The organism is Streptomyces sp. NRRL F-5755, assembly GCF_001279365.1.
Lineage (GTDB): Bacteria > Actinomycetota > Actinomycetes > Streptomycetales > Streptomycetaceae > Streptomyces > Streptomyces rimosus.
On sequence record NZ_LGCW01000298.1, the window covers coordinates 1 to 14,781 of the forward strand.

The 14,781-nt window shown below is 70.8% G+C and carries 12 protein-coding genes; 7 read left to right on the plus strand and 5 right to left on the minus strand.

Features of this window, described 5'->3' with window-relative positions; genetic code table 11:
- Positions 1–137: 137 nt before the first annotated feature.
- Positions 138–590 (plus strand): hypothetical protein, encoded by a 453-nt coding sequence (locus ADK86_RS33075; RefSeq protein ID WP_053699927.1) that lies wholly within the window; start codon positions 138–140, stop codon positions 588–590.
- A 269-nt stretch (positions 591–859) separates the two neighbouring features.
- Here the strand turns inward: ADK86_RS33075 and proP are convergent, their stop codons facing one another.
- From proP to purB, 3 genes are all read right to left on the minus strand, one after another.
- Positions 860–2,392 carry a glycine betaine/L-proline transporter ProP gene (proP, locus tag ADK86_RS33080; RefSeq protein ID WP_199834522.1) on the minus strand — a complete coding sequence of 511 codons (1,533 nt, stop codon included), beginning with the start codon at positions 2,390–2,392 and terminating at the stop codon, positions 860–862.
- 321 nt (positions 2,393–2,713) lie between these two features.
- Entirely contained in the window at positions 2,714–3,289 is a 576-nt protein-coding gene (gene mug / locus ADK86_RS33085) for a G/U mismatch-specific DNA glycosylase (protein WP_030659679.1), read from the minus strand.
- Positions 3,290–3,301: 12 nt separating this feature from the next.
- The gene (purB, locus tag ADK86_RS33090) at positions 3,302–4,735 is read right to left on the minus strand and encodes an adenylosuccinate lyase (protein ID WP_053699929.1); all 1,434 of its coding nucleotides are present in this window, start codon (positions 4,733–4,735) and stop codon (positions 3,302–3,304) included.
- A gap of 898 nt (positions 4,736–5,633) precedes the next feature.
- Here purB and ADK86_RS41685 point away from each other — a divergent pair.
- Entirely contained in the window at positions 5,634–5,915 is a 282-nt protein-coding gene (locus ADK86_RS41685; RefSeq protein ID WP_078952422.1) for a hypothetical protein, read from the plus strand.
- Positions 5,916–6,257: 342 nt separating this feature from the next.
- Positions 6,258–7,667, plus strand: coding sequence for a lamin tail domain-containing protein (locus ADK86_RS33095; RefSeq protein ID WP_053699930.1), 1,410 nt, complete (start codon positions 6,258–6,260; stop codon positions 7,665–7,667).
- A 44-nt stretch (positions 7,668–7,711) separates the two neighbouring features.
- Here the strand turns inward: ADK86_RS33095 and ADK86_RS33100 are convergent, their stop codons facing one another.
- Positions 7,712–8,629 carry a LysR family transcriptional regulator gene (locus ADK86_RS33100; RefSeq protein ID WP_053699931.1) on the minus strand — a complete coding sequence of 306 codons (918 nt, stop codon included), beginning with the start codon at positions 8,627–8,629 and terminating at the stop codon, positions 7,712–7,714.
- Positions 8,630–8,700: 71 nt separating this feature from the next.
- Here ADK86_RS33100 and ADK86_RS33105 point away from each other — a divergent pair, with 71 nt between their 5' ends.
- Together ADK86_RS33105 and ADK86_RS33110 are read left to right on the plus strand one after the other, a co-directional pair.
- On the plus strand, positions 8,701–9,357 hold the full coding sequence (locus ADK86_RS33105) for a maleylpyruvate isomerase family mycothiol-dependent enzyme (RefSeq protein ID WP_053699932.1): 657 nt from the start codon (positions 8,701–8,703) through the stop codon (positions 9,355–9,357).
- 282 nt (positions 9,358–9,639) lie between these two features.
- Complete coding sequence (locus tag ADK86_RS33110) at positions 9,640–11,523, plus strand: hypothetical protein (RefSeq protein ID WP_053699933.1); 1,884 nt, start codon at positions 9,640–9,642, stop codon at positions 11,521–11,523.
- Positions 11,524–11,660: 137 nt separating this feature from the next.
- Here ADK86_RS33110 and ADK86_RS33115 read toward each other — a convergent pair whose 3' ends face one another.
- On the minus strand, positions 11,661–12,278 hold the full coding sequence (locus ADK86_RS33115; RefSeq protein WP_053699934.1) for a hypothetical protein: 618 nt from the start codon (positions 12,276–12,278) through the stop codon (positions 11,661–11,663).
- A 280-nt stretch (positions 12,279–12,558) separates the two neighbouring features.
- Here ADK86_RS33115 and ADK86_RS33120 point away from each other — a divergent pair, with 280 nt between their 5' ends.
- Both ADK86_RS33120 and ADK86_RS33125 read left to right on the plus strand, forming a co-directional pair.
- Positions 12,559–13,680, plus strand: coding sequence for a sensor histidine kinase (locus tag ADK86_RS33120; protein ID WP_199834521.1), 1,122 nt, complete (start codon positions 12,559–12,561; stop codon positions 13,678–13,680).
- A complete protein-coding gene (locus ADK86_RS33125) occupies positions 13,677–14,324 on the plus strand; it encodes a response regulator (protein ID WP_053699936.1) in 648 nt (215 codons plus the stop codon). The genes ADK86_RS33120 and ADK86_RS33125 overlap by 4 nt, the downstream gene beginning before the upstream one ends.
- Positions 14,325–14,781 lie beyond the last annotated feature (457 nt).

A 14,781-nucleotide genomic window follows, 5' to 3' on the forward strand; every position in this document is an offset into this window, starting at 1 on the left:
GGCGGCGGGCGGGGGAGGGCCGGGAGGCGGCGCGGGGGCCGCGGGCCGGGCCCGTGCCCGCTGATCGTCCGCCACGGGAGCGCCCGGCGGCGCCTGACGCGGGGCCAATTGTCAGACCCCGGCGGTTTACTGACGGCATGACGAACGCGACCACAGCACAGCACCTCACCGCCATCGACCTCCTCCGCGGCCGCGCGTTCCCGGCCGAGCCGGTCGCCTCCGCCATGGTCGAGAGCGGCCCCGGATTCCACGTCGCCCAGCTGCGCGCCGACGAGCAGCTGTGGGACGCCGACCCCGCCGACGTCGAGGAGACGGCGCAGGAGTACCGCGCCGAGCTGGAGGGACTCATATCGGCTCTCTGCTTACGCTGGGGCGAGCCCGAGGTGCTGGACCTGGCGGACCAGCTGGAGCGGGTCGCGATGGGCATGCCCGTCCGGCCGCCGCTCGACGTGCTGTGCGGCCAGGTGCCGCGGGTGCACGCCTGGCGCGCCGACGGCCGGTGGATCGCGGTCGGGCTGGGGGAGGGCGAGCCCGAGATGCCGGCCTTCCGGCTGCTGGCGGCGGTGGGCCGGGCGGATGCGGTGCGCTGAGCACCGAGGATGGGGTCTGTGCGCGGAACGGGCTCGGTGCGGGGGTCGGGGTCTGCGTGCGGAACAGGCCCGGTACGGGAAACGGGCTCCGTACGGGAAACGGGCTCCGTACGAGGAATGGGGTCTGCGCGCGGAACGGGTGGCGGCGCCGGTGCCGGCCGCCCGCCGTGGGCCGGCCGCACCGCCGCCGCCACCCGTGCGGGGGCCGTCGGGCGCGGGCGCCGCGCGCGTACCGTACGGGCGCGGCCGTCCCGTCGTTCCTGCCGGGTCTACTTCTCCCCGTCGTTCTGCTTGTCGCGGTGGTGTGCCCACGGGTGGCGCAGCCGGATCCAGATGTCGCGGGCCTGGCGCCCGGCCTCGGTACGGCTCTGGGCCACCAGCTCGCGGGCCTGCTCCGGGGTCTCGACCATCGGCCCGGAACCGCGCAGCGGCTTGCCCGCCGTCTCGTGCAGGAAGAAGGCCGCGATGAAGCCGATGACACCGGCCACCATCAGGTAGTACGCCGGGATCATATGGCTGCCGGTGGCCTCCACCAGCGCCGAGGCGGCCAGCGGCGTGGTGCCGCCGAAGAGCGACACGGAGATGTTGAACGCGATCGACAGCGCCCCGTAGCGCAGATGGGTGGGGAAGAGCGCCGGCAGCGTCGAGGCGGAGGTGCCCGCGAAGCAGACCAGCAGCAGGCCCAGGATGAGGCACCCGAACGCCGGGAAGAGGATCCCGCCCTGCCGGATCAGCAGGAACGCCGGATAGGAGAGCGCCACCAGCGCGACGCTGGAGGCGATGAACACCGGGCGCCGGCCCCATTTGTCGGACGTACGGCCCACGGTCGTGATCGTCAGCGCGACGACCATCATGGTGCCCAGCACCAGCAGCTGCGCGGTCGTGGCGTCCTCGCCCAGCGTCTCGGTCATGAAGGTGGGCAGGTAGGAGGTCACCATGTAGTTGGTGACGTTGTACAGCAGCACCAGCCCCATGCAGATCAGCACGGCTTCCCAGTGCCCCGTGAAGATCTCCTTCAGGCGGCCCTTGCCCGACTGCCGGGCTTCCTCGACGGGCGTGTCGTCGGGACCGGCGGCCTCGGCCTGCTGCCGCGCCGCCTCCGCCTCCTGCTTGAAGGCCGGGGTCTCCTCCAGCTTCATCCGCATATAGAGGCCGATCAGGCCGAGCGGCCCGGCCACCATGAAGGGGATGCGCCAGCCCCAGTCCTCCAGGCCGTCCGTGCCCAGTACGGCGGTGAGCACGGTGACCAGGCCCGAGCCGAGGGAGTAGCCGACGAAGGTGCCGAAGTCGAGCCAGCTGCCGAGGAAGCCGCGGCGCTTGTCCGGCGCGTATTCGGCGATATAGGTCGTCGCGCCGGCGTATTCGCCGCCGGTGGAGAAGCCCTGCACCAGCCGGCAGACGAGCAGCAGCAGCGGGGCGGCGAAGCCGATGGAGTCGTAGCCGGGCAGGAAGCCGACCGCGAAGGTGCTGATCGCCATCATGATCATCGTGGCGGCGAGCACCCGCTGCCGTCCGATGCGGTCGCCCAGCGGCCCGAAGACCAGACCGCCGAGCGGCCGCACGAGGAAGGCGGCGGCGAAGGTGGCGAAGGTGGAGACGAGCTGGGCGCCGGGGGAGCTGGACGGGAAGAAGACCTTGCCCATCGTGGCCGCCAGATAGGCGTAGACCCCGAAGTCGAACCACTCCATCATGTTGCCGAGCGCGGCCGCCGTGACCGCGCGGCGCACCTGCGGTCGGTCGGTGACGGTGACTTCCTCGACACTGAGCTGGCGTTTGCGGCGGCGCAGCAGGGTGCGCAGCAGCCGGTCGGTTTCGGAGCTTCTTCCTCCGTCCGACCGCTTGTTCCGCCGGACACGCGGCGGCTGAGGCTGACCGGTAGTCATCTCGTCCTGTCGCTAGGGGCTGAGCGGCACATCGGTAACTCCGAGTATCAACGCAAAGGTCGAAATCGGCATAACCAGCATAGGAACGACACGAATGGGGCGAACGCAACGTTTGACGTCTTATCGGCTCACTGGCCGTACCCATACGGCACAACACCACCGAATGGCTCAAACGCTGCGCACAGCCCCACCACCCCGTGCGCCCTACACACAACGCACGCCTTACCCGTAACGCGGGACTCACACGTCCCGGACGTCACCTTCCTCGGCTTCCTCGTCGAAAGCTGCAGCTCGCAGCCGTGCGTACGCCTCCGCCAGCGCGGCCGGCGGGTAGTGCGCGTTGAGGCCGCTGGGGTTGGGCAGCACCCAGATCCGGGTGTCGCCGATCGTCCGCTCCTGCGGGCCGACCTGCGCCCGCTTGTCGTCGAAAGCCACCCGATAGGCCGTCACCCCGGCCACGGCGAGCCACCGCGGCCGCAGGCGCGTCACCTTCTCGACGAGGTGCCGTCCGCCCTCGCGGAACTCCTCCGCGGTCAGCTCGTCGGCCCGGGCGCTGGCCCGCTCCACGACGTTGGTGATGCCGAGGCCGTACGCCAGCAGCTCCTCCTGCTCGGCGGGCCTGAGCACGCGCGGCGTGAACCCGGCCGCGTGCAGGGTGGGCCAGAAGCGGTTGCCGGGCCGGGCGAAGTGGTGGCCGGCGGCGGCCGACATCAGTCCGGGATTGATGCCGCAGAAAAGCACCCGCAGGCCGGGCGCCGCCACGTCGGGGACGAGGCGGCCGCGCGCGGCCTGCAGTTCCTCGGGAGTGAATCCCATCTCAGCGGGGCCTCACAGAATGGAGCCCGGCGCGTAGGCCGCGGCCTCGGGGTGCTGCTTGGCGATCTCCTCGATACGGGACACGACGGTGGCCACCTGGTCGGCGGCGGCGCCGGTGAAGGACAGCTTGTCGGCCATCAGCGCGTCCAACTGCGCACGGTCGAGCGGAATGCGCTCGTCCGCCGCCAGCTTGTCCAGCAGCTCGTTGCGCTCGACGCCCTGCTCGCGCATGGCGAGCGCCGCGGCGACCGCGTTCTCCTTGATCGCCTCGTGCGCCACCTCGCGGCCCACCCCGGCCCGTACGGCGCCCATGAGCACCTTGGTCGTGGCGAGGAAGGGCAGATAGCGGTCCAGCTCCCGCGCGACGACGGCGGGGAAGGCGCCGAACTCGTCCAGCACGGTCAGGAACGTCTCCAGCAGGCCGTCCAGGGCGAAGAAGGCGTCCGGCAGCGCGACCCGGCGCACCACCGAGCAGGACACGTCGCCCTCGTTCCACTGGTCGCCGGACAGCTCGCCGGCCATCGAGGCGTAGCCGCGCAGGATGACCATCAGGCCGTTGACGCGCTCGCAGGAGCGGGTGTTCATCTTGTGCGGCATCGCGGACGAGCCCACCTGGCCGGGCTTGAATCCCTCGGTGACCAGCTCGTGGCCGGCCATCAGCCGGATCGTCTTGGCGAGCGAGGACGGCGCCGCGGCCAGCTGCACCAGGGTGGTGACCACGTCGTAGTCCAGCGAGCGCGGATAGACCTGGCCGACCGAGGTGAACGCCCGGCCGAAGCCGAGGTGCCCGGCGATCCGCTGCTCCAGCTCCGCCAGCTTCGCGGCGTCGCCGCCCAGCAGGTCCAGCATGTCCTGCGCGGTGCCGACCGGGCCCTTGATGCCGCGCAGCGGATAGCGGGACAGCAGGTCCGTCAGCCGCTCGTACGCGGCCAGCAGCTCGTCGGCGGCGGTCGCGAAGCGCTTGCCCAGCGTGGTCGCCTGGGCCGCGACGTTGTGCGAGCGCCCCGCCATCACCAGCTCGGCGTGCTCACCGGCGAGCCGGCCCAGCCGCGCCAGCACGGCGACGGTACGGTCCCGCATCAGCTCCAGCGACAGCCGGACCTGCAGCTGCTCGACGTTCTCGGTCAGGTCGCGCGAGGTCATGCCCTTGTGGACCTGCTCGTGCCCGGCGAGCGCGTTGAACTCCTCGATCCGCGCCTTCACATCGTGCCGGGTGACCTTCTCCCGCTCGGCGATCGACGCCAGGTCGACGTCCTCCAGCACCCGCTCGTAGTCGGCGAGGGCCTGCTCCGGCACCTCCACCCCGAGGTCCTTCTGCGCACGGAGCACCGCGAGCCACAGCTTGCGCTCCAGCTTGACCTTGTACTCGGGGGACCACAGGACGGCGAGCTCCGCGGAGGCGTAGCGGCCGGCCAGGACATTCGGAATGCGGGGCTTGGCAGTCACGTGACGAGAGTCTACTGGTCACCTGACAGCCTCGACGTCCAGCCCTGTGACCTGGGGAACTGGCTTCTTCCTTGATCAACTGGAGGGGGTGGGGGCGAGGTCGGCCGGAGGGGCCCGCGGCCTGGCGGGCCCTGGTGATCTTGTGTGCGGTGCGGGGCTTGATGATGGTGGCGCAGTGGCCCTCCGCTTTGAGGCACTCCTTCATCCAGGGCCGGAGCCGTCGGATCGGCCGGCCGCTCAGCGCGGACTCCTTTACCGGAGAGACGGGCGGTATGGCGCGCCTGCGCTCTTCGGTGGCGGAGAGCTCGCAGAATGATCATCACCGGAGCGCGCCGCGGCTTCCGCCCGGTCGCCGACATCCTCGCCCTGCGGCCGGGGCTCATCCGGCGGGACCTGCCCTTGGAGGCGGCGTCCGGGGGCCGACATCGGCCTGGCTTTCGACGACCCGGGCATCATGACGATGGTCTGGGCGCTCGCCACTGTCCGAGGGAATGCTCGGTCGGGGGCCGGCGCGTCGGCGCCCCGAACCCTCCTGGTTCCTATCCTTCTCGTTTTGAGCCACCTCTCCGTCCGGACGCTGGATCCGGCAAGATGACGCAGCAACTCATCCGGCGGCAATCGTTGCACCAAGGCCCGGCGCCTCCAGCTGCCGTTTCGCGAAGATCCGCGAGCCGGTGTCCCCGACTGCCGCCGGGCCTCGCAGACACTCACCGGTCCTGAGCGCGAACCGAGACGGCGAGGAGGCCGCGGCCGGATGCCCACGCCTCCCTGCCATGTCGTGGGCCTCCGCTCCTGTGGGGTCTCGCCCGGAACGGGAAGAAGCGCGGGCCACACTGAAACGGTGCTGCCTATACCGCCTACGCCAGACGATCCCGGCCGACTCCCCGCCCCATGGTGGGTGCCTGATGACGGCGCTCTGCACGGCCTGGAACGGGAACTTCACCGGGAACTGCCGCCGGGCCACCCGCTGTACGGTGCCCGGGTCCGCGCGGCGGCACGTTGCGAAGCCTGCGACGACGTCCTGTTCCGCGTCACCGACCGTTCCTTCCGTTGGGCAGTGGTTCATCTGACCTGGAGTGGCGGCCAGGAACAGCCCCCCTGGCCCCGGACAACATCACTGGCCGACCTCGAAGGCCCGCTCACCCGACGCTTCCTCCACGACGGCACCAGCGACTCCTGACACCCAACGTGACTTCGTAATTCCGCGCACGTCGGGCGTGTGGCGGCTGCTGAGCGGCGCTCTGCCCGATCGCACGGAGGACAGCGGCGAGCCGGACCCCGTGGCCCACGGCCCGGTTCGGATCGGCGAGGACAGGGTGCGGCGAACCCGCAGGGGCCCAGGGGCGGTTCACCGGTCGGCCGACGCACCCCACTCGCAGCCCGCAGCATCGGTCATCTGTCCGCCTTTCCGCGAACCGTTCTGCCTTCGTTCACGTGCCGTCTGCGCATCAGGAGGCACTTCGTTCGGATCGCGTCGGGAGCGTCGTGCCGCCCCATCCTCCGCGACCCCTGGACGTATACCGTGACCGCATTACGTACGCGCCGCCGGCCTCGTGCTCTCGCTCTCCTCCTCGCCGCCGGGACGGCACTGGCCGGTGCGCTCGTCGCCTCACCTGCCGACGCGGCCCCGGCCGGTGACATCCGTATCAACGAAGTGGTGACCACCGGGGACGTCGAGGACTCGGTCGAGCTGTACAACAAGGGCACCGCGACGGTCGACATCTCCGGCTGGATCCTCAAGGACGGCAAGGACGGCTCGAAGTACAAGATCGCCTCCGGGACCACGCTGGCCGCGGGTGCTTTTCGTGCCTTCGACGTCCACGACGCGTTCGGGCTGGGGTCGGACGACAAGGCTCGTCTGTACCTGCCGGACGGCAAGACTCTGGTCGACAGTTATTCCTGGAGCAAGCATTCCGGCCCTTCCTGGTCACGCTGCCCCGACGGCACGGGTGCCTTCAAGGCGGCCGAGGTGACCTTGGGTGCCGCGAACGATTGCGGTGGCGGCGGAACCACACCCGTGTCATGGCCCGGCAGCAACTCCGTGACGAACGCTGACCCTTCCAACGTCTTCGGGCAGGATCTCAGCGGCCTCTACCAGGACGGCAACATCATGTGGGCGGCCCAGAACAGCGGCAAGCTGTGGCGCCTGGTCCGTAACGGCTCCGGTGGCTGGGCCCCCGACACCAACAGTGGTTGGAGATCCGGCAAGGCCCTGCGCTTTCCCGGCGGCTCCGGGCACCCCGACAGCGAAGGCGTCACCGTGACCGGCAACGGTTCCGCGGACGGCGTCTTCGTCGTCAGTGAACGCAACGGTGACGCCTCCGGCACCAGCCGCCTGTCCGTCCTGAAGTACGACGTCTCCGGCACCGGCTCCACGCTCACGGCCGTCAAGGAGTGGAACCTCACCTCCGACCTGCCGCCGGTCGGCTCCAACCTCGGCTTCGAGGGCATCACCTGGATCCCCGACACCTACCTGACCCAGGCCGCCTTCAAGGACGCCTCCACCGGCGCCGCCTACGACCCGGCCCGCTACGGCGCCCACAGCGGCGGCGTGTTCTTCGCCGGAGTCGAAGGCACCGGCATGATCTACGGATACGTCTTGCAGGACTCCGGCGCCTTCACCCGCGTCGCGTCGGTCAACAGCGGCATGCGTGGCGTCATGGAACTCCAGTGGGACCCCCGGGCCGCCCGTCTGTGGGCCGTCTGCGACGACACCTGCGACGGCCGGCACCGCACCTTGCAGGTCGACAAGGCCGGCGCCTTCACCACCACCGCCGTCTACAACCGCCCCGCCGGCATGCCCAACTACAACAACGAGGGCTTCGCCCTGGCAGGCGCCGACGAGTGCATCGCCGGGTCCAAGCCCGTCTACTGGGCCGACGACGCCAACGACGACGGCCACGCACTGCGCAAGGGCACCGTCACCTGCTGACCCGTGCCCCGACCCGCCGGGCGCGCCGCACGCAGCAGTGCGGACTATGTCCCGGGCGGCTTCGGGAGAACTTCGCGCAGGCGGTCGAGGAGTGCCCGGGCCGCGGGGCTGGAGGGGCCGGTGGCCTGCCAGGCGAGCGCGATGCGTGCCCGCATTTCGGGCCGGACGATCCGCATGGTGCAAAGTTGCCCGTCGAGAGGCGATTCGTCCTCTCCAGCAGGCAGTACGGCGATGCCCAGGCCCCGCGCGGCGAGTCGTACGAGCACGTGCGGGGCGGCCGCCTCGAAGGTGACGCGAGGCCGGAATCCCGCCTGCGAGCAGCCGCGTTCGAGTGCCGCGCGTACCCCGGTACCGTGCGGCAGGCAGATCAGCGGTCTGTCGCGGAGATCGGCAAGCGGGATGCTCGTGCCCTGCTCGCGGCCGGGAAGCGGAACGCCGGGCGCGACAGTGGCAACCAGCGGGACGTCGATCACGGTCTGGAAGGCCATTCCAGATGGCGGCACTTCCTCAGCTGTCCCGAGGACGGCGATGTCCAGCTCACCGGCCAGGAGTGCTTCCTGCATCCGCTCCGTGGTGTCCTCGGTGAGGGTCAATTCGACCGCAGGGTGGGCGTCGTGGAATTCCGCGAGCAAAGCGGCGATGTCGAAGACGTGGCCGGTGGCACCGGAGACCAGCCCGAGCGTGACCCGGCCGCGCAGCAGTCCCGTGTACGCGTCCACCGTCTGCCGCACCGCCTCCGCCGCGGCCAGTGCGGCGCGGGCATGCGGCAGGACGGCCCGGCCCACCTCGGTCGGTGTCACCGAGCGGCCGGAGCGGTCGAGCAGCGACTGTCCCAGCTCCTTCTCCAATTGGCGGATCTGGGCGCTCAAGCCGGGCTGCGCGAGGTGCAGCCGGGCCGCGGCGCGGGTGAAACCGCCCTCCTCGACCACGGAGACGAAGTAGCGCAGCTGACGCAGTTCCATAACCAGCGATTCTAGGTGCCAGCAGAACCATCTATTGGAGATATGGCCCGATCGGCGGCAGGCTTGATCCCATGGAGAACGCGACACCGCGCAAAGTGAAGAAGGCCGAGGTCAGAGCCGCGATTTCGGCGGAACGCCGGGAACTTGCCGACCTGTTGGACACTCTGCGGGCCGACCAATGGGAGGGGCAGAGCCTCTGTGCGGGATGGCGGGTGCGTGAGGTGGCGGCACACATGTCGATGGGGTTCCGGCTCCGCTTGCCCGCGATGCTCGGCGAGTTGGCCAAGGCGCGCGGGAACCTCCACCGGATGACCGACCGGGTCGCGCGCAAGGACGCGGCCGCCCATTCCCCCGCCGCACTCGCCGCCTTCCTCCGGGACAACGCCGATCATCCCTGGACCCCACCGGTCGGCGGGCTCGCGGCGGCGCTCGGCCATGACGTGGTGCACGGGCTGGACATCACCGTCGCGCTCGGCCTCGACCGGCGCGTCCCCGAGGACCGGCTGCGCGTCCTGCTCGACGCGATCCGGCCCAGCAGCCTGAAATTCTTCGGCGCCGACCTCGACGGGGTGCGGCTGTGTGCCGAGGACCTCGACTGGTCGTACGGCTCGGGCTCGCCGCTGTACGGCTCCGCCCAGGACCTCCTGTTGCTGGCATACGGCCGCAGGATTCCAGGCAGTCGGCTACGAGGAGAGCCGAGCAGCCGCTTCACCCTGCCGGCCGGGTGAGCACAAACCGTGCTGCCGGCTCCGCCCATCCGCGTCCCCGCTGTCCACCGGTGGCGTTCGTGGCCGCGGAGTCTTGTGCGTATCCGGTGCTGCCTCGACTCTGGTGTGGTGGCCCGCCTTTCCGGGCACGGAGCGGCGGCTGAGGGCCCCTCGCTTGTGGGCGCGGCTTCCGCCGTGGTGCCGCGGCGGGTTGTGCGCGTGGGTCGGACCCGCGGGGCCTGCCGTATACGGTGCCCGGCGCGTGGCCGGGTCGCGCCCATCGAAGGAGAGGACGGTTCGCTCGTGTCATCACCGAACGGTTGCTACGTCGGCCCGTCGTTCCTGGCGGTGGCCAATCCCGGGTTCGAGCAGGGCGAGCAGGGGTGGATCTGGGACGACGGCACCGGCGTCGCCACCGGCAATCCGCACACCGGACGCTGCAACGCGTATCTGGATTCCGGGCGGGAACGGCAGGTGCGGCAGGTAGTGACCGCGACCGGGAAGGGCACGTACGACGTGTCCGCGTGGATAGCCGCGGGCGGGCCGCGTGGTGCGTTCTTGGTACGGGTCAATGGCGCGCCGGCCGGTGAGGTCGCCGTCGCGGACCGCTCGTTCTATTCCCGCCACACCGTCTCGCGGGTCGCCCTGAGAAAAGGGGACCGGATGGAGATCGTGTTCGCGTCCGGTGGCGCCTGGGTCAATGTGGACGACGTCATGCTGTCCCCCGCGGCCCCGGCCGACCCGCGGGTCACATCCTCCGATCCCCTGGTGGCGGAGATGTTCGAGTGGGCCAAACGCAAGGCCAACAGCTGGGTTCACCTGCCCGGCACCGTCGGGCCCCTGAATGTGGACGAAAGACAGCCCAGCGGGACCGGCACCGCGGCCTATGCCCCCTCGTACTGGGCCGGGTACGCGCACCGGAGCGGTTACTACGCGCGCGATACCGCCCATCAGGTCGTCGGAGCCCAGATCCTGGGGCTGACCGAAGAGAACAAGACCATGCTGGGCTCTTTCGCCGTTTCGGCAGTCGCCGCCCATGTGTATTACCCGGTATGGGCGTACAACTTCGACGCCCGGACGTATCTGAGCATCGACTACCACAGCCCCGACTTCTTCGTGCGCGAAGTGCCCGCACCCTTCGAACTGGTGGAGAAGACGGAACAGGCGTACCGGTGGAGCGGCGACCCCTTCTATACCGACGGCACCATGTGGGATTTCTGCCGTCACACCACCATGGAATTCGTCGAAGAGCACGACCGGCTCAAACCCAACGGTGTCGCCGAGGGCACGGGGCAGGGCATCTTCCAGGGGGCGGCCAGCTACAACGAGGGCAGCGGCGAGCAACTGGTCGAGGCCGGCGACGCGTTCGCCTCCCAGTACCGGGCCTACCTGGCCGCCTCGGCCCTCGCGGCGGCCCGGGGCGAGGACGACCAAGCGGCCCGGTATGCCGACCGGGCCGCGGAACTGCGCAGATACTTCCACCACGGCTGGGTCGCGAACCAGGGCGCCGCGATGACACGCGCCTATGACCTCTCCGGCGCCCCGCTGTCCGGATGGGGCAAGGAGAACAGCTGGTTCATGCCCATGAAACGTCTGCTGCTGCCGGGGCCGCGCAATGACGCCTACCTCGACTACATCGATGAAATGGCCGGGGGAGCGGGCAAACCGGTGAACCTTGAGGCGATCACATATCTGCCGGACACCTTCTTCGCCAACGACCGTGACCAGCAGGCGTGGAAGTGGATGCGTTACGTCTACGACCACCGCAACGACCGCCACCCCGTCGCCGCGCAGGGCCTCAACGGCGACTATCCGGAGGTCGCATTCACCCTCGTCTCACAAACTGTCGAGGGACTGATGGGATTCCGCCCGGACGCGCCCCGTGCCAGGGTGACCACCCGCTCCCACCTGCCCCGCGGCATCGACTGGGTGCGGGCCGACGACATCCCCGTCGGCGACGGCTTCTTCGGCCTGCGGCACGACGGCACCCACCGGTCCACGCTCACGAACGCCACCTCGAAGGCGTACACGTGGCAGGCCCGTTTCCCGGGCGGCCACCGCACCGTCAGGGCCGACGGACGGCCGCACGAGTTCCAGTGGAGGACGCTCCACGGCAGCGTCCACACCTGCGTGAACGTACGGATACCGCCGGGCGGGACCGCGACCGTGGAGATCGACCGCGAATGACCGGTTCCCACCCGGCCGCCCCCCCCGCGCGGAGAATCCGCTGACGGAGAATGCGGTCGCCAGGACGGCCGCCACGCAGGCGAACACGACGCTGACCTCCCCCGACGTCCGGTACCACCCGGCCGGGCCCGCCGGAATCACTTGGGGCCCACGTGACCCGCGAGGGTGCCCGCCCGGGGAATCACCGTCCCGGCGGACCGCCACAGGGCGCGTGCGAGACAGGCCAAGGTGGCGCCGACCACGATGTGCAGGGCGCCGGTGAGTGCGGAGTCGGGCAGCGCGGTCAGGAATGCGAAGAGCGGAAGCACGGTCGCGTACGCCCATGACGAGAGCCGTGGGAACACCCGGGCGCGGAGCAGTGCCGCACCGAACAGGGCGGAGCCCGCGGCGAAGACGGCCGCGGATCCGATGAGTGCGGGGACGGTGGGGCCCGTCAGGGCCTTCTCGACGGCCGTATCGTCGAAGGAGAAGAGCACGAGGTTCGAGGCGAACGCGGCGCCGCCGAACAGACCGAGGCCGATGAGGTTGACGACGTAGGCCGTCTCCCCGAAGTGGCCCGTGACCGCGCTCTGGCGCCGGTGCAGCGCGGTCAGCAACGGCAGCGCGAACGCGGGGGACAGGGCGAGGAAGAAGCTGGTCGCCGCGGTCTCCCCGGTGAAGAATTCGACGAGTGCGGGCAGGGCGATGAGCAGGCCGGACAGCGCTCCGCACAGCGCTCCGGTGCGGGCGGCCCGGTCGGACAGGGTGGTGGGCATGGGGCGCTCCAATGCGTCGAAGGACGGTCCCGGCCCGGAACCCGCGGGCCGGGGCCGAGAACGTTAAGGTGCCGCCGACCGGCTGCGGCAGGTGCTGAACGGCGAGACCCACCGCCGGACGTCACCGACCCGCCGCTGCCGTACGGCTGGTCGGCACGTGCCGCCCGGCCACACCCGCCTGCGGGCGCCGCGCGCCCTCGCCCCCTGACGGCTGCCCGCCTAGCCTTGACGGCACCAAAAGGGGGGTGAGCACATGACGGCCTACGTTCCCGTGCCATGGGTGTCGCCTCTGCTGTACGCCGCGGTGCTGGTCGGTGGCCTCTACTACGCGCTGGCCGGCCTCGCTTCCGGCCCCGGTCCACCGCTGCCGCGCACGGCGGGATTCGCCGCGGGGCTCGTGGCGCTGATCGCCCTGGAGGCCGTGGAGCGGCGTGGCATCTCCCTTCGGGCGCGCCTGCCGATGCTCGGGCGGGGATGCCTGATCCCGGTGGTGGTCGCCCTCGACGTGTCGGGGCTGGCCCAGGTCCTCTTCGTCCTCCTGCCCTTCACCGCCTACTTCGTCTTCGGACGCTGTACCGCGCTCGTGCTGGCGGCGCTGTGCGTGGCCGGGCTCCTGGCGGGATACGCGGTGGCCGCGCCCGGCTGGTACCGCGACGTGGAGCGCGTGTCCGACCTGCTCATGCTCTGCGTCGGCCTGATCCTCGCGCTCTCCATGGCGGCCGTCGCCATCGGTGAACAGCGGGCTCGGCGTGCCCTGGAGCGGTACGCCGAGCAGGTCGCGGAGCTGTCCGCCGCGGCCGAACGCAACCGTCTCGCGCGGGACATCCACGACAGCCTCGGGCACCATCTGACCGCCGTGTCCGTGCAGTTGGAAATCGCCTCCGAGTTCCGGGCCCTGGAGCCCGGCTCCGCCCAGCGCGCGGTCGATGAGGCGCGGCTGTCGGTCAAGCGCGCGCTGGGCGACGTACGACAGTCCGTACGGGCGCTACGGGGCGAGGAGACGCACGCGTCGCTCACGGCAATCGCGGGCCTGGCCTGCGACGACGAGGCCGGACCCCGGGTCACCGTGCAGATGGACGGCTGTGAGGACGGCTATGGACCGGCGCAGTTGGCCGCGCTCTACCGGGCCGCACAGGAAGGTGTGACCAACGCGCGCCGCCACGCGCGGGCCTCGCGGGTAACGGTGGCGGTTCACCTGACGGAACACACGGCACGCCTGGTCGTCGCCGACGACGGCCGCGGCTTCGCCCCGGGTGGGACCGCCACCGGGTACGGGCTGATCGGGATGCGGGAGCGGGTGCACCTGGCGGGCGGGAGCGTGCACATCGACAGCGGCTCGGGCACGGGGACCCGGCTGACGGTGACGGTGCCGCGAGGTCACGGCGGGGAAGGCGCGACGTGAGCGAGGAGACGGCGTCGGTCCGCGTACTCGTGGTGGACGACCAGCGACTCATCCGGGACGGCATCGCGTCGCTGCTGTCCATCCGGCCGGGCATCACGGTCGTCGGCACGGCGGAGGACGGTCGCGAAGCCGTCGCGAAGGTGCTCGAACTGCAACCCGATGTCGTGCTGATGGATGTCCGGATGCCGGGGATGGACGGTGTCGAGGCGGTCGCCGTCCTGCGCGGCGAGGCGCCGGAGTGCCGGGCGGTGATGCTGACGACGTTCGACGACGAGGAGTACGTCGTCCAGGCGCTGCGCGCGGGCGCCTTCGGCTATCTGCTCAAGGACCTGCCGGCCGATGAACTCGCCCACGCGGTCCGGCTCGCGCACGCGGGCGTCACCCAGCTCGACGCCTCCGTGACCCGTCACCTGGCCGCCTCCCTGCCCGCCCCGTGCCCCCGGGCGGCCGTCGCCGCCCTCAGCCCGCGTGAGATCGACATTCTGCGACTCGTGGCGCAAGGCAGGACCAACCGGGAGATCGCCGCGCAGCTCTACCTCAGCGAGGGCACCGTGAAGAACCACGTCTCCCGCATCCTTGGCCGCCTGGCCCTGCGCGACCGCACTCAGGCCGCGCTGCGCGCCCGGGAACTGGGCCTGCTGTGAACGGAATGCCGGCGATGAGCGGCCGGGGCTCGGGCCGCCGTACGGCCGCCGGTCACCGGCCAGCGTCAGCACGGATTCCAAGCCGCACGGAAACACTTGGCGACGGGCTGTCTCGTTCCCCGGGCCAACGAGGGAACGGTGATCCTTGCGGTCGGGGCCTATCTCCTGGCGAGCCGAAGCGAATTCACGGATGACGACCTGCTCGTCTACGCGTCTGTCCGGCACCGGCGGACTCGTCCCGTCCTACCTGCTGCGCTCCGGGCTGATCGCGAAGTGGCTGTCGCTGCTGGTGTTGATCTTCAGGGATGGCGCTCGGTCGGACCGGGCGGCCGCACGGCGGGCAGTTGCCCATGACGCACGCCCTACGGGCCTCGCGAACGACACCTGGGGGAGCCAGGGGTCGCGGGGCTGGATCGGGCCGGCGTCATTCTCGCCACATCACTCCTCACGGCCGCGG

Bases quoted from the DNA above. Each gene is read 5' to 3' on its own strand.
- ADK86_RS33100 (WP_053699931.1), bottom strand. From the start codon at position 8,629: ATGGAACTGCGTCAGCTGCGCTACTTCGTCTCCGTGGTCGAGGAGGGC.
- ADK86_RS33115 (WP_053699934.1), bottom strand. From the start codon at position 12,278: ATGCCCACCACCCTGTCCGACCGGGCCGCCCGCACCGGAGCGCTGTGC.
- ADK86_RS33075 (WP_053699927.1), top strand. From the start codon at position 138: ATGACGAACGCGACCACAGCACAGCACCTCACCGCCATCGACCTCCTC.
- mug (WP_030659679.1), bottom strand. From the start codon at position 3,289: ATGGGATTCACTCCCGAGGAACTGCAGGCCGCGCGCGGCCGCCTCGTC.
- ADK86_RS33105 (WP_053699932.1), top strand. From the start codon at position 8,701: ATGGAGAACGCGACACCGCGCAAAGTGAAGAAGGCCGAGGTCAGAGCC.